The sequence below is a fragment of the Deinococcus sp. Leaf326 genome, from assembly GCF_001424185.1.
Taxonomy (GTDB): Bacteria; Deinococcota; Deinococci; order Deinococcales; family Deinococcaceae; genus Deinococcus.
In genome coordinates, this window is record NZ_LMOM01000054.1 from 203,461 (window position 1) to 220,086 (window position 16,626).

The following is a 16,626-nucleotide window of genomic DNA, read 5'->3' on the forward strand; positions in this document are numbered from 1 at the left end:
CTACATGAATACAACAGCCGCTATAGGCTCCTACTCATCCCCTAAACTACTTGTTACCGGGTTTGACGTACAAAGAACAAATGAAAGAGTTATCCAACAGACGGCCTCAAGGAAGCTTGTTGGCAAGGCAAAGCAGAACATCAAGCTCAGCCTGTCGGGCTACATCAACTGCTCCACCTTCTCCGAGTTGGACGGGGAAGTAGACGCCTTGGTAGAGGCCCTCAACGCCGGAGAAATCCAGGTATGGATAGGGGCGCAACCTGACAGGTTCTATACGGCTAGCTGGGCTGGCGCTGGTCTGGATAGACGGCCAGGAGCAGGAGGACCAACACTCCCCTTCTCCCTGGACTTTGACGTACTGGAAGAGGCAGGGGTAAGAGGGCTGCCTGTCTCCTACGGGGCTGTTAGAGGGCCTGGACTGCCCTTCCTAGTGTCCACCCTCGGTAAGCCTGCTGAGGACGTGTCCTTGAGGCTCCCAGGAGCGTTCTTTGCCTCCTTGCCTACAGCCGGTTACTCAGACTGGGTTATCAGGGACGCCGAGACGGACAGCGGCCTTCACGTTGTCAGGTCTGGGGATGCTCTGACTGTCTCACTTATGAAGAACGGAACCTCCGTCACGTCTTGGAGTGTCCCTGCCTACGAGACCGTCAACCTTGGTCTAGTCCTCGGAGATACGAGAGCTACTGTCTACGTTGAAGGTATCCCCTACATCTACAGGCAGCCCTTCAAGTTCTTTGACTGGGTGCTTACCGTCAACCCAGGAGTAAGCATGTACGGAGCTTTTGCCTTTACACCTTCTGCGGCATTTATGCGGATGGTTGCAAGAGCTAAGACCTCTGACCTCATGAACTACTTCAAGGTTGATGGAAGCTCTTTTATTTACTCTGGGGCCGATAAAACCCCGGCAAGTGTCTACGCCGTAACTACCCCTGTCTACCTGCCTACATTCTCAGCCTTGACGACCTCGGATAAGGAAGGGGTGACTTGGGATGACTTTGGGGCTGCCTTTGGCAACTACCAAGGTGGTTGGTTCAACTTCAACGGCATTACCAGAGAGGTTGTAGCGGAGTACCCCTCAGCCTTAAATGATATTGACTACAACGGTAGATTCTCCCTCTTCCCCAGATTGAAGCAAGGAACAAATAAACCAACTATAACCGCTGGAATAGAGGAAGCTTATGTTTTCTGGCGAGAGAGGATTAGATAATTTATGGCGCAGATACCAACATCAATTTACAGCTACAGTCCTCTAGTAAGGACAGTCCTAGAGGGTGGAGGCTATGCTTACCTCAACAAGAGCTATGACGGGGGAACCACTATCCTCATAGGCTCCAACGGCTCAGACCTCGGAAAACCTACCTTAGTGATGAGTAATACTGTTCCCGTTCTGGATAAGCCTTTTAGGGCCGGAAACCTAGAGCATAGAATTAGCCTGACAGTTACCGGGGCAAACAATAGCGGTAATAATGCCTTCTTTAATATCATCAAAGTGCTTAGTAATGGTAAGTCTAGTAGTGCCGGTACTCTTTCACTAGGCCCGCAGCATATGGTAGCGGGAGCCGTTCTCCCTATCACTATTGCTATTACTCTAGAAGAAGTAGGAGCGGGTATTAGCTACACCTTTGAGCCTATAGGTGAAGTTTCCTCCGGGGTTTATGTCAGTACCAACATAGACGTTAAGTTTGCCTACTGGAAGATTACTTCTACCTCCTGTTACTCGGATGCTGAGTACAGGTTTGCTAAGGCTGCTCACTACGAAGATGGAGACGGTAGACCTAACTTTGACATTCTTGAAGAGAACTCCGTTGAATGTGGTTACTTTCCCTACGGGGCACTTATCCCCGGTACTGTCAGGTGTGGAACCGGAGTCAATAGGTACAACAAGGTAGGGACGTACTCAAAAGGAACTTACAGTAGTGAGTTTGTCTTTGACACCTATGAAGGCGTAGTGGAGTACAACTCGTTGTCATGTGGTTACATTCCCGCTGGAACCCTCATGAGTGAGTTTTGCGCTACCGACAGGAACAGGCGGTACTCAAAGGTAGGTATCTACAGTAACGGTCTCTTCAATGCCGAGACAGGAGCCTTTGGCACCTACGAGGCCGTCATAGAGAAGGACTCTGTATCTTGCGGATACCAACCAAGAGGAACCCTGCTTAGGAGTGCTTGTAGTACAGGCTCCGATAATCATAGGCAGCATGAGATGATAGGTTTCTACTCTGAGGGTACATATGATGCTGACGGCAACTTCAACACCTACGAAGAGGTCTTAGACCCTAGAAGCGTAGCTTGCGGGTACGTGCCTACAGGGAACGTCACCTTCTCCTCTAACAACTCGGATGCACTCTTTAGCGTGCCTGGGAAGGGCGTGTACGCCCCCAACCAGACAGTCAACAATTGGAGCCTCGGGAACTACACCTATACGGTTAGGTCAGAGGGCAACGCCGAGCAGAGCGGCAGCTTCTACCTCGGGGAAGCTGGACAAGTTGTCTCCGCAGAGTTCCCCAACCCTGTCTCCCTGCCTGGGCAAGACGGCCCCAGCTACGAGGAAAAGCCTCATGTCCCGTCTGATGACGTGTACTACGAAGCTGTACTAACGGACCCTCTGAGCTACCGGGTTGTTGATAGAGCCGCCCTGGGTGGAGCCTTCAACTTCACCTATACCGAGAGCTACAGGAGCTTCTCTGCCTTCTCCTTTAGCCTCAAGGGGACGGTCAGGGAGTTTGAAGACCTCATCTCCCTAGACAGCGGTAGGGCTGGAATCCTCCTGTACGTGAACGGAGTTCAGAGGATACAGGGCCTCATTCAGAACTACAGCCCAAGTGGAGAAGGATTCATTACCGTCAACTGCTCCGAAATCCTAGCGGGCCTAGACGACGCTTGGAGCGGCAAACTTGACCTCAACAACATTCTCTTTGAGTACATCCCCTCTGAGACTGGGATAGAGGCAAGTACGGACCTTGCCACCTTGTACGAGTATTGGAACAAGGGGTTTGGTAAGTCCAACTTCTTCTTTACTCCGGGGATTAATAACTATTCCAGAGTAGGGGAGACCTCAGAAGGCGTAGTAGTTCCTGAGGGCAGTACCAATGACCTCTACATCAGGCCCTTCTCTTCACGTAACTTCTTTGACTACACGCTCCATATCAAAGGTCTAGGTAAACCCTTTAGCAGGTTGTACCTGAGTAGCTCCGTCTACATACAGTTTACGGGCAACTCCTTTGACCTCATGAGTAACGGCAGCATCTTAAGAAGTACGGGTAGTATTGACACCTATACTGTAGGTGGAGGCAGCCAACCCCTTATAGATAGCCTCTCTAATGCCGAGGTTTATTACAAGGCGCTGGTTACTCCTACTGGGATAGAGTTTCAGGTTAGGGTTAAGTACCTTGGGGTTTTCAAGGAATACAACATACCCTTTACCTACCTTACTCTTGGTCCTTCTGACGTTCACCTATCTCTAGGGAACGGAGCAGGTATAGCTAAGCTCTACGTGGAAGCTCCCCAGAAGAGAACCTTCCTAGACTGGTTGAATACCGTAGGTACAGGCCAGGGAGACAACGTACAGGTAAGGTTTATCCAGGGAGCCGGGGCAAGGGCAACAGGAACAGCCCTCAGGCTCACTTATACGGATGGGAACAGGTGGAGTATCGTTTCTGAAATCCTAGAACTTATGGGTAATGCAACTCTTGAGTATTATGGACTACTCCAAGGAACGCCTACCTTCTTCGTTCATGACTACTCAGAACTAAGCATCCTTAACAAGTTCTACGATACCGGGGAAATCTTCAACACCTCTTATCAGAAGGACTTTGCCAATGAACGTAACGTTCTTGAGATTAGAGCCTCAGACAGCGTTAAAGGTAGAAGTCAAACTACCAACAATACACTCTCTATAACTATCCGCCCTAGCCCTGAAAGACCTAACAGACTCGGCAAGGAGTGGAAGATAATCCAAGGAGTAGAGGGTATTACCGATATTGACACCCTGCTCAAGTACGCCCTCTCTGTCTACGAAGAAATCTCTTCACCCAAAGAGGCCGTAGACTTTGAGGTTCATACCTCTTCCTTCTGGTTGGAGGTTTTGGTTGGTCAGTACGTGAACATCTTTGGTCTCCCAGAGGGTAAGAAGATAACCGAGCAAATCAACAGCATTACATTTACAGAGAGTACAGGAATTACCCGGATTGAACTTGCAGACAGACTTAGCCTAGCTAGCGCCTTCTTGCAGGCGAGACTAAAAGCTAATTCCTTCTGAGGTTATATGGGAGATAATAATTTAGAGACAAGAGTAGCTATCCTTGAGACTGATGTTAAGTACCTCAAGGACGGTCATGCAGAGATGAAAACTATAATCAAAGGCTTGGAGGGAGTCCCTTACGATATTAGGGGAGTCTCTCAAAAGCTGGATACGGTTATAGAGCAGCAAAAGGAAATGAAGAAGGAAGTAAAGGAAGAAATCAAAGACATAGAGAGCCGCATAGACTGTCTTGAAGATGAACCTAAAATAGTACAAGAGCTTCCAACTATGATGGGTGTAGATAGAACGAAGATGTACGAGTTTATTAAATGGGGTGTCTCTATCGCCCTTATTATTCTTGGAATAGCAGGAAGACTACTGGGAATAGATATAGGCCCTATGGGAGGAATGTAATGGTAACAAGTGTATTTTTAATTGTATGTATAATGCGGGTTTTACTCGTATGGCAGATGGTAGAGCTTCTCAAGAATATCAGGAATCCAAAGAACAATACGATAGCTACGGTAGGTTTCCTTATCTATGTCTTCTATCTTGTTCTGTCTACAATAACAGGTATTCCGGTATCCGCCGAGAGCATCATAAGACTACTAGGCACTCTTCTTATTCTTGTTGGGGCTAACAGGTGCTTTGGAATCCTCTACAAAAAAGGTGATATATGATTGATACTAAACTTATTAAACTTATGGCCCCAGGTTGCAAGAATCCTGAATTGGTGGAGCAGAAGCTAAACCAACTCCTACCGGCCTATGGGATAAATACCAAGCTCAGACTCCTTCACTTCCTCTCCCAGGTAGCGCATGAGTCAGAGTTCAACCCCGTCTCTGAGAACCTCAACTACTCGGCTAAGAGACTCCTACAGGTCTTCCCCAAGTATTTCCCTACAGCCGCTCTTGCTGCCTCCTATGCGGGCAACCCTACGGCGATTGGGAGCAGGGTCTACGCCAACAGGTTAGGGAACGGCAACGAAGCTTCTAGGGAGGGATACCTATATAGGGGAAGAGGGATGCTCCAACTTACAGGGAAGTCCAACTACCTCTACTACGGTAAGAGGGTAGGACAGGACTTGGTAGCCAATCCTGACCTTGCTCTACAGTACGGAGTAGGTGTACAGATAGCAGGAGTGTATTTCCTTGATAGGGGGATTTTGCCCTTCTGCGATAGCAACAACATCAGGGAAGTTACCCGGCGTGTCAACGGAGGTTACAACGGACTTGAAGACCGTATCTCTCGTTTCAACAAGGGTGCTAGGTATCTAGCATGAACAAGCCCAAGCGTAAGAGCACTCAGTTTACTTTTATGCTTGGGTATGTCTTGGTTGCTGCTGCTGTTGGAGTGATAGTCATGGGATTTGTTACCGGCTCTATAAACTCCACTAATATAGTTGAGCTTGTCTGGGCCTTACTCCTGTCGGCTGCCGCCTTCCTGGGTATCAACCTTTCAAGGGTTGCCGCTGAGAATATCGCTACTATCAGGACAGCCGGAGAGGCTGCCACCAATCCACCTATTGCGGATACCACTATCAGTAATGATGATGGAGACATAACCATAGAGCAAAAGTAAAGCTCCCCAACTAAGGGGAGCCTTTTTCATTCTGCGTAGTCTTGGGAGTGTTCCTCTTCTAAGTCCTCTTGACCTTCCCTGTAGGGATTGATGTTGAGATTTCTTAGACGTTCCTCCTTACTGCTTACCTTTGGACTTGCTTTTTGTATCCTCCTGGGTGCTTGCTTTGCGCTCGTTGCCGAGAGCCTGCCCTCTCTCCATACGCTTAGCAAGAGTCTCGTTATAGTGGGCAGCGTGCTTGAGACGGTCCTCGGGAGACATGTTGCGGAAGTCAGCCGTAGCAAACTTAGACTGACTGTTTGCCTTTTTACCCGTTCCAGGGGCGTTACGGAGTTTGAAGGGATTGGGGCTGTCTTCCTTGGAAAATCTAGTCAACCAAGCTTCAAACTCGTCAACTTCAAAAATAATCATATTTCTATAGGCTTTTCTATACTCTACCTGCTTATTTTTGCGGCCCCTCTCTTCCTTCCAGCCCTCTCGTTTATCTGCTGCCTTCTGAAACTCTCCACGACTAGGGAAGGGGTGAACCTCTCCGTCCGTATGGATGTAGAAGTAATCAAGTACAGGAATAATCTTCCCGTAGAACTTACCACCTTCAAGAAGCTCAGGCTTAAGAAGGGCGTCTAGTTTGTCGGGTGAGAGTTGATTGTCTCCCCACATAGCGCCCTCTAGAAAGTAGTCAGAAAGAAGCTTGGTGCTCTGGTCTTGGTCCTTCGTCATGTCTTACCCCTTTGTAGCTCTTCCAGCTACTAGGGGATAGTAGGGCTAGGAAGGAGGGGAGTCAATGTCTAGAGGGTGTATAGTGCCCCTACTGGGAGTCTGGAAGCTCTCCGTAGAGGGGTAAATCATGAACAAGCCTGTAGAGTTTTTTGCCGTCTACACTCGGGTATCAGACCGAAATCAGGAGGCGGGAACGTCGCCAGAGCGTCAGAGAAGGCTCTGTATTGAGTACGGAGAGCGCCAGGGTTGGACCCTCCTTGAGGGTGGCGCTGTTCATGACACCCATACAGGGAAGGAGTTCAAGAAGAGGCTAAACGTCAACAAGATTCTTGAACTTGTTGAAGAGGGGAAGGTTAAGCACGTTGTCTTCTACAAGGTGGACAGGGTTGCCCGAGACCAACAGGTACTCAAGGACTTTCTTACGGAAATCTACGCTAATGGCGGGGACGTATCCATACAACAGAAGGGAAGAACCTTCCCTAAGGTTAGAGAAGCTCTCAAGGAGACGAAGCTTGAAGGGTTCCTTGCTGAGTGGGAACGTGACAGTATCGTAGAGAAGCTACAGGACGGTAAGCTTGAGCAGTTTGAGATAGGCTCTGTTATCCATAAACTTCCTCTTGGTTATCAATCCGAGGAAGTGTTTTTGGAAGGCGGGCGAAAGTTCAAGAAGGTAGTCATAAATGCTCAAGAACAAGCAGATATGATTACCTTCCTTGAGAAGTTTGTAGAGACTAAGAGTATCAAGGATGCCATAGACTTTGCCGCCGAGCAGGGAATAAGAAGTAGAGATTGGAAACCCAGAGGACAGAGCAAGAGGGAAGGGCTAAGCTACAACCACTCAACCTTTAGAGACATTATCAAGAGGTTGGACGAGTACGTAGGTATGCCCTTCGTCCAATACTACGGAGACAAGAAGGAGTACCAAAGGGAGTTTAGCTACCCTGCTCTAATCTCCCAGGAGTTGTACAACGCTGTTAAGCAGGCGTACAACCGGAAGACCAGAGACAACTACCAAGAGGTCAAGCCCTTCAAGGATATTGTCTACTGCTCCTGTTGCGGCTCTAAGGCCCGGATTGTCTACAAGGAGAAATCCCAGCTAAAGAAGGACGGCAGTAAGTACACTACCTTTATTTACGGCTGTAGCAGGCATCATCTCCTAAGTGCTAAGAACTACAGGACTACAGGTAGTCACTCTTCCGAGGAATGCTCAAGGACTATCCGCCTTCCTCAGGTAGTGGACATAGTGACGGCCTTCCTAGACTCTGCCTCCCTGCTCTCGGATGCCTCCAAGTACGCCGAGGAACTCACTAGGACGGTTGTAGACCTGTCAGAACTCAGGCTCAACGTAGAAGACCTGAAAGAGCAGCGGGAGAGCTTAAAGGCGCAGAGGGACAAGGTGAGCAAGCGTGTTACCCGTCTCTATGATGATGAGAACATGCCTGCTGAGCAGCGTGACTTTATGCTTGCCGAGAGCTACGCCGAGATTAAGGGGATAGACGCCACCCTCTCCGAGGTCTCCGAGGAAATCAGAGGGGATGAGAAGGAGGTCTCCCGGATAGTGGGCCTGCTGGAAGAGTCAGGGCTGACGGTTGATGATGCCCTCTTCCAGGCAGTAGAGGAAGCAGAGGTTGAGTTGCCCTCAGGGCCTATTGAGGTGGAGACGGTAGACAACGCTGCTTGGGTAGCGGGAAGGCTGCTTGCTGCTCCTGTAATCCCCGCTGTTATTACTCGGCAGTCCGAGAGGATGCGGAGTCTTCTTGGGGGCCTCAAGGGCGCTATAGAGGCTCAGGAGTGGAAGACGGTCAATGACACCCTGTACCTCCTGGGTGTGAGGGTGTACGTGAACTTTGCGGAGAAGCTGCCTCATGGGGGCAAGGCTGTTCCTGTTGGGTCTAGCGTGAGAATCTCTCTACAGGACAGGGAATACCTTCCTGCTGAGCGGGACACCTTATTAGGCGTTTCTCAGAACACGACGAAGGGACACGCCCTCAAGAACATTCCCATGTTGCGTGAGGCCCTGAACGCGCGCGGCGTACCGGTGAAGGCCCCCGAACCGCTCGCGGAGGGCGCGGCGCAGGACGGCCGACTGCTGTAGGAACGCAAACAGCCCCCGAGGTGGGGGCCTGTGCGTGTGAAGACGGTGCGGTTGCGGGCGGAGCTTAGGTCAGCGCCTTGATGACGGCTTCGCTGAACTCGTTCGTGCCGGCGGTGCCGCCGAGGTCGCGGGTGCGCGGCCCCTCGGCCAGCACCTTGTTCACGGCGTTGTCGAGGCGGCGGGCCGTCTCGTGGTCGCCGAGGTGGTCGAGCATGAGCACGGCGGCCAGGATGCTCGCCGTGGGGTTGGCGACGCCCTGCCCAGCGATGTCGGGCGCCGAGCCGTGAACCGACTCGAAGATGCCGAACTTGTCGCCGACGTTGCCCGAGGCCGCAATCCCCAGGCCGCCCACCAGGCCGGCGGCGAGGTCCGAGAGGATGTCGCCGAACATGTTGGTCATGACCATCACGTCGAACTGTGAGGGATTGCGCACGAGCTGCATGGCGGCGTTGTCCACGATCATGGTGGAGGTGCTCAGGCCCTCGACCGTGGCGGTGTGGTCCATGATCGTGTTCAGGAACAGGCCCTGCGTGACCGGTAGTACGTTGGCCTTGTGCACCACGGTCAGGCGCTTGCCGCGCTTCATGGCGAGGTCGGCGGCGAACTTGCCGATGCGCTCGGAGGCGTCCTTAGTGATCACCGTGTCGGCGATGGCGGTGTCGCCGTAGCGGCGCTCCTGCTCGACGTACAGGCCCTGGGTGTTTTCGCGCACGATTACGAGGTCCACGTTGTCGTAGGCGCCGGGCACCGGGCGGGTGCGGGTGGGCCGCACGTTGGCGTACAGCCCGTACTTGCGCCGCAGGTGGCGGATGGCGCCGAAGAACCCGTCGGGCTTCTCGCCGCTGGGGCTTGTCGCCGCGCCGAACAGGGTCGCGTCGGTGTTCTCGACGGCGTCGTAGGTGGCCTGTGGCACGCTGGTGCCGTGGTCCAGGAAGTATTCGTAGCCGGCCTCGGCAGTCACGTATTCGGCGCTGAAGCCCGCGGCGTCGAGCACGCGGCGGGTGGCCGGAATCACTTCATGACCGATGCCGTCGCCTTCGATCAGACAGATGCGGTAGTTTGCCATAGCCTCCCCAGTCTAAGGGAGAAACGCGAGCCGATACACAGTTGCGCCTGCCCGGATGCGTCACGCCACGGGTAACGCGGTCCGTACGTAGGACCAGGGCTAGAAGCGGCCCAGCAGCTCGGCGGCCAGCTCCCCGGCGAGCAGCGGCCCCAGCAAGAAGCCCTTGCTGCCCAGCCCGGACAGCCGCCATACCCCGTCCTCGCCCTGGCCGCAGCGCAGCCCCGAGAGCCGGGTGCCGCTCCAGCGCCCCGTAAGCTGCGTGCCGTGCAGGCCGGGGGTCAGGGCCAACCCCTTGCCCAGTAGCCAACTCAGCGACCCCAGGGGGAGGTGGGGGGGCGCCCAAACCGGGGCCGGAGCCTCGAAGGTTGCGCCCAGGACCCCGCCGGAGGCCGCCGGAGCGGCGTAGGCCCCGAAACTCACGGGCACAGGCGAGGGTGCGCGGTCCAGCAGCAGCAGGCTGCCCGCACGGTACGTTCCGTCCCCCCCGGCCCAGCCGTGGCCCACCGCGCCGCCGCACCACACGGCCGCGTCAGCCTCCAGGGTCTCGCCGCCGTCCAAAGTGACCTGCTGGGCGCTCCAGCCCACGGCCCGCGCGCGCACTACCCGCGCGCCCGAGGCCCGGCGCAGCGCCGACGTGAACGCCGCGCCGTCGAGCCAGCCGCCCTCGGGCAGCCACAGCGCGTGTGCCCAGCCCGGGGCCAGTTCAGCGGGCGCCTCGACAGGGCTCAGCCAAGTGTGGGGCAGCTCGGCAGGCAGGTTGCGCGTGAACTTCTCGCGGGTGCGGTCATCCGGCACGGGCCGCAGCACGCCGCCCCGGCCGTGCGGCACCGCGTGACCGGCGGCCTCCAGCGCCTCCAGCCAAGTCCAGGTGCGTTGCAGCCCGGCCACTGCCTGGGGGTCCACCTTCCCCGACTGCCCGCGTACCGGATTCAGGAGGGCTGAGGGCACCCGGCTCGCGGCGTGCTGCCCGGTATCGACGAGGGTGACCCGCGCGCCGGCCTGCCCCAGGGCGTAGGCCACCGAGGCGCCGGCGACCCCACCCCCGATCACGGCGACGTGGGGTGGCGAGCTCATAGGGGGCGCACCGCACGCAGGCACTCGCGCTTGCCGGGGGCACCGGGGCGGCGCTCGACCTCCAGGCCCGCCGCCCCCAGCGCGCGGCGCACGTGCCCGGCCGCGCTGTAGGTGGTCAGGACCCCGCCGGGGGCTAGGGCCGCCGCCAGCCTCGCCGTGAACTCGGGCGTCCAGACTTCCGGGTTGCGCGACGGGGAGAAGCCGTCGAGGTACAGCGCCGTGGCCCAGTCGCGCGGCAGCTCGGCCGTGCTCACGTCCTCGAAGCGGACCTCTAGCGCTGCGCCGCCCGCCTGCACCTTCAAGCGTTCTCCGGCAATGTCCCAGGCGCCCAGCAACGCTTCCCAGGCCGGGTGGCCTTCGGCCTCACCGCCCACTGACACCCCACGCAGCGTCTCGGTCGAGACCGGATCGAATTCATAAGCGAGGTACTCAAGAGGGGCGCCGCTGCCGGCCGTCGCTGCCAGTGTGGCGCGGGCGTTCACGCCCACTCCAAACCCGATCTCCAGCACCCGCGGGGCCGGGTGGACATGGGTCCCACTGCCCTCCACGAAGACATGCCACGCCTGCGAACGCGCGCCGTGCCGTGAACCGTAGGCTTCGCCGAAGCGGGCGTTCAGGGCAGTGAGCGAGCCGTCGGGGGTGGTCAGGAGGGGAGGAGAAGAATCGGAACCGAACACCCGCGCAGCATAGGGCGGCGCAGGCGTCGGGTCTGGTGGCCGCGTTTCAGTGAACCGGTCAGCGCAGGTCTTCGTCCACGATGGCGAGTTCGCGGGTCAGACCGTGGGGGTCGCGCACGTCGAGGGTCTCGCGGCGCAGGGTCACGGCTTCCTCGTGTGTCACTGTGCGGCTCTGCTTGCTCAGCACCACGTCGCTCAGGGCGTAGATCTGTTTGGTCACCTCGGCGCGTTCCTCGCGGACGACGACTTCGTAGGTTCGGCCCGGCTCCAGCGCCTCGCCGTTGAGGGTCACGAGGCCCTGGCCGTCCTGCACGGTGATCTCCAGGGTTTCGCGTACGAGCTGTACGGGCACAAGCTCCTCACGCTCGACCACGCGCCGCAGCACGCTCACCGAACCGGCGCCGCCGCGGACGACCTCGATGTTCGCGCGTTCCTCGTGCAGTGTCATGCGGCCGAGTTCCGTGCGGCTCTGGGCCTGCCCCAGCAGGGAGGCGTCGGGTTCACCGGGCAGTGCGGCGGGCATCGTGGGGTCCTGACTCGTCATGGTGGGTCCTCTTTCCTTCCGGGGAATGAAAAAGGCGGGGACATTCCCCCGCCTCTCCGTGCTCAGCCGCTGAGATCAGACCTTGCGGTCGGTGTCGCGGTCGGTCAGCAGGTCGCTGGTGCCTTCACCGCTGAGCTTCACTTCGCCGGTCTTGTTGACGTCGAGGACTTCACGGCCCACGGTGTCGGTCACGGTCTGCGTCTCGGTCACGGCGCGCTTGCCCACACTGATTTCCTCGGTGACGTAGGCCTGTTTGGTGACGTTCGCGCGCTCGGCTTCGAGGTCCACGTTCATCGTCTGGGTGCCTTCGCCCAACACCACGCCTTCCACGGGGCGGGCGTCGCTGACCGCGTGACGCTCAATGACGACTTCCTCGCGCTGAAGGGGCACGTTGACGCTTTCCTGGTGGGTCTCGACGCGCTTGCCGATCTGGACGCTCCCGGCCTTGAAGCGGTCCTTGTTGACCACGAGGCGCTCTTCGAGGAGCTGCAGGCGGTCGGGGGTCTGGTAGGCGCGGCGCTGGTAGTCGGTGCGGTCGGTCAGCTCGGTCTCGCTGACCGAGGTGTTCACCGTGTCGGTGCCCATGCCGCGCAGGACGCGCTCGTCACGGTCCATCGAGTCGCTCGAGTACATTTCGCCTTCGCGGTACTCACTCATTTCCTTGACCTGGTCCTTGGTCAGGTTGTCGAAGTACACGCCCTGCTCGTCGATACGGGCGTGGCCGACCGGCACGAGGACTTCCTTGCTCGAGAACCAGCCGCCCACGTCTACCAGCAGGTAGCGGATACGGCCGCTGTCGGGCTCCACCAGCGCGTCACGCACGGTGCCGATCTTGTCACCACCGTAGCCGTAGGCCACGTGGCCGACTGGGTTGTAGACGTTCTCGTCGTTCAGGTTGTACTCGGCATCGTTGGACAGTTCGGACAGGCGGATCAGGTTGGCTTGCGTCATGGTGGTGCCTCCTCGGGGAATATGTGGCTTGCGGGACTTGCGCCGCTTGAGAGGTAGTTTCGGCGTTCGCCGCCCGTTTTCTTTGAGGACTTGTTAAAGCCCTACAGGGACTGCCCTTGAAGGGACGATCATGAATGTGAGAATCGTTATAGTCTCATCCGATCTGCATCTGGCCCGGCTGCCTGGAGGCCCTCTAGGGTCTATCTTCGGCGCATGTCCTCTGTGCTGGCCGATCTGCGCTCCGATACTGTGACCACCCCCACCCCCGAGATGCGGAGCGCGATGGCGGACGCCGCCGTGGGCGACGACGTCTACGGTGAAGACCCGACCGTCAACGCCCTGCAGGCCGAAGTTGCGCGCCAGACCGGCTTCGAGGCCGGGCTGTTCATGCCCTCGGGCACCATGACCAATCAGGTGGCCATCGCGCTGCACACCCGCCGGGGCGAGGAGGTCATCTGCGCCGAGGGCTCGCACATCTACGAGTGGGAACTGGGCATGATGGCGACCTTTAGCGGCGTGGTGCCCCGCTTCGTACCCGCGCCTCTCGGGGTGCCTGCCCCCGAGGACGTGCGGCTGGCGGTTCGGCGCAGCATCCACCAGTCTCCCAGCGGCATGATCAGTCTGGAAAATACCCACAACAAGGCGGGCGGTACGGTCATTCCGCTCGACGTGCTGGCCGGCGTGCGCGAGGTGGCGACCCAGGAGGGGCTGCCCCTGCACCTCGACGGGGCGCGGGTCTACAACGCGGCGGCGGCGCTGGGGGTGCCGGTCGCCGAGATCACGCGCCACTTCGATACAGTCAGCGTATGTCTCAGCAAGGGGCTGGGGGCCCCGGTCGGCAGCGTGCTGTTGGGCTCTAAGGAGCTGATGGCCCGCGCCCACCGCTACCGCAAGATGATGGGCGGCGGGATGCGGCAGGCGGGTGTGCTGGCCGCCGCCGCCCTCATCGCCCTGCGCGACGGCCCCGCGCAGCTGCCCGCCGACCACCGCCGCGCCCGCGTGCTGGCCGGCGCCCTGGTGGACGCCGGCTACACGGTGAACCTGGAGGCCGTGCAGACCAACATCGTGTACGCCACGCTGCCCGGCGCGGCCGAGCGGGCGGCGGCCTGGGCCGAACGGGGGGTGCTCGCCAACGCGCTGGGCCACGACTCGGTGCGCTTTGTGCTGCACCACCAGATCGACGACGAGGCCCTGGACCGGGCCATCGCGGTCCTCACCGCCTGAGTGCTCCCCGGGCCTCTGCCCGGCGCGATTGCTCAAGGCGCGCTGGGCCGCGCCTCAGCATGGCCGTCTCCGCTTCGGGCAGGCTGGGGGAACTTTGGCCCGCCGCCTGCCGCCCACGAACTGGCCTCCGCCTCCGCAGCCTCCCGAATGCTGCGCGCTGTGTGGCCGCGAGGTACCGCTGCTGACCGAGCATCACCTCGTGCCGCGCTCGCAGGGCCGGCGCCGCGGGGTGCCGGTCCACGACCTGCCCACCGTCATGCTGTGCGGGCCGTGCCATAAATTCCTGCACCGTACCTTCACCAACGCCGAACTGGCCACCGACTACCCCACGGTCGAGGCGCTGCTGAGCCACCCGGAAGTCGAGCGTTTCGTGCGCTGGGTGCGGACCCAGCCCGCGACCCGCGGCGTGCGCGTGCGCTGAAGCTGGGGAGACGCGCCGCGCGGCGAACGGCACCCGCCGATCCCCCAAAAGCGTGAGGTCGGGGCGGGGGTGGGCGCGCTACCTTACGGGCCATGACGTTTCCCGACGCGCCCCGTCCGCCCGATCCACCCGCTTGGCCGGGCGAGAGCACGCCGCCCCCGGCTCCGGCCGGTCCGCAGATCCGCGCGGTGGACGGCAACCGCGCCGCGCTTTCCCTGCTGGTCGTGCAGAACGTGATCTCGGCGCTGCTGCTGGGGCGGAGCGTGCCGCTGGGAACGGCGCTGCTCGGCGCCTTCGCGGTGACGGTCGTCGTGGCCTTCACGCTCTTTCGCCCGGTCATGACGGCTCTGCTGCGCGACACCCGCTGGCGGACGCCGCCGTCGTGGGGAACAGCGCTCGCGGCCTTCGTGCTGGCGTTCATCGCCTCGCGGGCGGTGGCGCTGGCCTACGTGCTGCTCTTTCCCTCGGCGGCCGACGCGGTCCCGCAGTTCCTGAGCCGCGGTGCCGACCAGTGGGCGCTGTTCCTGGCGGCGGGTCTGCTCATTCCCCTGGCCGAGGAGGTCGCCTTCCGGGGCCTGATGATGCGCGGGCACGAGCGCGCGGCGGGCTTCACGGTCGCGGCCCTGACCACCACCTTCGCCTTCTCGCTGGCGCACGGCGTTCCGGCGAGCATCGCGGGCATCCTGCCGCTGGCCTACGTGCTCGCGCGGGTCGTGCAGCACAGCGGCAGCCTGTGGAACGGGGTCATCATCCACGCAGCCAACAACACGCTGGCCGTGGTGCTCGGGGCGGTGCTCGCGGGCCGGGACCTCGGGCAGCCGGAAGAGGCGGCCTCGCTGCTCAAAGACGAGGCGCTGCGCCTGCCCCTAGCCGGCGGCACACTGCTGTTCGGCCTCGCCGTGCTGTTCGTGTGCCACCTCTGGCTGACCCCAAAGGCCGACCCCCAGGAACGCCGCGCGCCCGGGCCGTGGCTCAGCGGGGCGTATGTCGCCGTGGTGGTCTTCGGGGTGGTGTCGCTGCTGCTGACCCTGCCCTTCGCCCAGGGGTGGCTGGGCCGGATCAGCGCCCTGTTGAACTAAAGACTGGCACTCCCGGAGGTGGCCCGGCGTGATTCGCGCGTCCGGGCCACCTTCCCTGTCTGTCCTTTGTCCTGCCCCGCCTGCTCTAGAGTGAGCCGGCTATGGCCTCCCGCCCCTCCCGCCCGCGTCCCCCTGGGGCCGACCCGGCCGTTTCCGGCCCGTCCCGCAGCGCGCGGCGCGCGGCTCAGCGTTCTTCCCGGCCTGTGCCCACGGTGCCGCCTCCTAGCCTGGCCCGCGCGCCGCTGGCGGTGGACCTGCTCACTGCGCCGCGCACCTTCGGCACCGCGCTGGGCCGCGCCGACACCGTCTGGTGGACCTACTGGCCGGTGCCGGTCGTCACGGCGCTCCTCTCTGGGGTGGCCTACGCGCTGCTGCTGCGCCCAGGTCTGAACCTCGCGGCCACTGAGGCCCTGCGCGCCGCCGGCCAGAGCGGCTCGGCCGCGCCCACCTTCCTCTCGCACGTGACCAACGCCTTCGGTAGCGTCTTTCTCGCCTTGATCACCCTGGGGCTGATGTGGAGTCTGGGCCGACTGGGGGCCGGACGGGGCCGCGACGGGCGCGGCGCGCGGGTACCCGAGATCTTCAGCGCGTCCTTCGCCCTGCTCGTGCCGCTGTACCTGCTCGTGATCGTCCTCGTATTCGCGACTCCGGCAGCGAACTGGGCTCTGCCGGCGGCAGCCCTCCAGGCGGCGCAGGGCAATCTTCTCGAACTTCAGCGGGCGGCGCTGCACAGCGCCGCGCAGACCCCGGCAGCGCTGGCCCTGTTCGTCGTGACGCTGCTGGGCACGGCCGCGCAGTGTGCGCTGGCCTACCCGGCGCTGCGCGAAACCACCGGCAGCCCTGCCCGCGCGGCCCTGGGTGCCGGACTGCCGCTGCTGCCTGCCCTGGCCGCGCAGCTTATCGGCGTGGCCCCGCTGCTCATCGCCCGCGCGTCCGGGGGCTAGGCGGTCTCCG

15 protein-coding genes and 2 pseudogenes are annotated in these 16,626 nt (G+C 59.7%); 11 read left to right on the forward strand and 6 right to left on the reverse strand.

Annotated features, from left to right (window positions below):
• Positions 1 to 4 precede the first annotated feature (4 nt).
• From ASF71_RS24075 to ASF71_RS24090, 5 genes are all read left to right on the forward strand, one after another.
• Positions 5 to 1,207 (forward strand): hypothetical protein, encoded by a 1,203-nt coding sequence (locus ASF71_RS24075; protein ID WP_156372897.1) that lies wholly within the window; start codon positions 5 to 7, stop codon positions 1,205 to 1,207.
• Between the two features lie 3 nt (positions 1,208 to 1,210).
• A complete protein-coding gene (locus tag ASF71_RS16340) occupies positions 1,211 to 4,258 on the forward strand; it encodes a hypothetical protein (protein WP_156372898.1) in 3,048 nt (1,015 codons plus the stop codon).
• A gap of 6 nt (positions 4,259 to 4,264) precedes the next feature.
• Entirely contained in the window at positions 4,265 to 4,654 is a 390-nt protein-coding gene (locus tag ASF71_RS24080) for a hypothetical protein (RefSeq protein ID WP_156372899.1), read from the forward strand.
• Between the two features lie 262 nt (positions 4,655 to 4,916).
• On the forward strand, positions 4,917 to 5,522 hold the full coding sequence (locus ASF71_RS24085; protein WP_156372900.1) for a glycoside hydrolase family 19 protein: 606 nt from the start codon (positions 4,917 to 4,919) through the stop codon (positions 5,520 to 5,522).
• Positions 5,519 to 5,821, forward strand: coding sequence for a hypothetical protein (locus tag ASF71_RS24090; protein ID WP_156372901.1), 303 nt, complete (start codon positions 5,519 to 5,521; stop codon positions 5,819 to 5,821). The genes ASF71_RS24085 and ASF71_RS24090 overlap by 4 nt, the downstream gene beginning before the upstream one ends.
• Before the next feature lie 117 nt (positions 5,822 to 5,938).
• Here the strand turns inward: ASF71_RS24090 and ASF71_RS16350 are convergent, their stop codons facing one another.
• The gene (locus tag ASF71_RS16350; protein WP_056302240.1) at positions 5,939 to 6,541 is read right to left on the reverse strand and encodes a hypothetical protein; all 603 of its coding nucleotides are present in this window, start codon (positions 6,539 to 6,541) and stop codon (positions 5,939 to 5,941) included.
• Positions 6,542 to 6,668: 127 nt separating this feature from the next.
• On the opposite strand from ASF71_RS16350, the pseudogene ASF71_RS25865 reads away from it, so the two are divergent.
• Both ASF71_RS25865 and ASF71_RS25315 read left to right on the forward strand, forming a co-directional pair.
• Positions 6,669 to 7,517 (forward strand): annotated as a pseudogene (locus ASF71_RS25865) (recombinase family protein); the annotation flags it as partial.
• Positions 7,518 to 8,504: 987 nt separating this feature from the next.
• Positions 8,505 to 8,636: pseudogene (locus tag ASF71_RS25315) on the forward strand (DUF72 domain-containing protein); the annotation flags it as partial.
• Between the two features lie 64 nt (positions 8,637 to 8,700).
• Here the strand turns inward: ASF71_RS25315 and ASF71_RS16360 are convergent.
• The 5 genes from ASF71_RS16360 to ASF71_RS16380 form a co-directional block, all read right to left on the reverse strand.
• Complete coding sequence (locus ASF71_RS16360) at positions 8,701 to 9,702, reverse strand: isocitrate/isopropylmalate dehydrogenase family protein (RefSeq protein WP_056302242.1); 1,002 nt, start codon at positions 9,700 to 9,702, stop codon at positions 8,701 to 8,703.
• Positions 9,703 to 9,801: 99 nt separating this feature from the next.
• Positions 9,802 to 10,776 (reverse strand): FAD-binding oxidoreductase, encoded by a 975-nt coding sequence (locus tag ASF71_RS16365; protein WP_056302243.1) that lies wholly within the window; start codon positions 10,774 to 10,776, stop codon positions 9,802 to 9,804.
• Positions 10,773 to 11,453 carry a tRNA (5-methylaminomethyl-2-thiouridine)(34)-methyltransferase MnmD gene (mnmD, locus tag ASF71_RS16370; protein WP_056302244.1) on the reverse strand — a complete coding sequence of 227 codons (681 nt, stop codon included), beginning with the start codon at positions 11,451 to 11,453 and terminating at the stop codon, positions 10,773 to 10,775. The genes ASF71_RS16365 and mnmD overlap by 4 nt, the downstream gene beginning before the upstream one ends.
• Positions 11,454 to 11,511: 58 nt before the next feature.
• Positions 11,512 to 11,997 (reverse strand): YsnF/AvaK domain-containing protein, encoded by a 486-nt coding sequence (locus tag ASF71_RS16375; RefSeq protein WP_056302245.1) that lies wholly within the window; start codon positions 11,995 to 11,997, stop codon positions 11,512 to 11,514.
• A 75-nt stretch (positions 11,998 to 12,072) separates the two neighbouring features.
• Positions 12,073 to 12,948 (reverse strand): DUF2382 domain-containing protein, encoded by an 876-nt coding sequence (locus ASF71_RS16380; protein WP_056302246.1) that lies wholly within the window; start codon positions 12,946 to 12,948, stop codon positions 12,073 to 12,075.
• Positions 12,949 to 13,161: 213 nt separating this feature from the next.
• Here ASF71_RS16380 and ASF71_RS16385 point away from each other — a divergent pair, with 213 nt between their 5' ends.
• From ASF71_RS16385 to ASF71_RS16400, 4 genes are all read left to right on the forward strand, one after another.
• Positions 13,162 to 14,172 (forward strand): low specificity L-threonine aldolase, encoded by a 1,011-nt coding sequence (locus tag ASF71_RS16385; RefSeq protein ID WP_056302247.1) that lies wholly within the window; start codon positions 13,162 to 13,164, stop codon positions 14,170 to 14,172.
• A gap of 94 nt (positions 14,173 to 14,266) precedes the next feature.
• Positions 14,267 to 14,593 (forward strand): HNH endonuclease, encoded by a 327-nt coding sequence (locus ASF71_RS16390; RefSeq protein WP_056302296.1) that lies wholly within the window; start codon positions 14,267 to 14,269, stop codon positions 14,591 to 14,593.
• Between the two features lie 92 nt (positions 14,594 to 14,685).
• Positions 14,686 to 15,672 carry a CPBP family intramembrane glutamic endopeptidase gene (locus ASF71_RS16395; protein WP_056302248.1) on the forward strand — a complete coding sequence of 329 codons (987 nt, stop codon included), beginning with the start codon at positions 14,686 to 14,688 and terminating at the stop codon, positions 15,670 to 15,672.
• 101 nt (positions 15,673 to 15,773) lie between these two features.
• Positions 15,774 to 16,616 (forward strand): hypothetical protein, encoded by an 843-nt coding sequence (locus ASF71_RS16400; protein WP_235514542.1) that lies wholly within the window; start codon positions 15,774 to 15,776, stop codon positions 16,614 to 16,616.
• Positions 16,617 to 16,626: the final 10 nt, after the last annotated feature.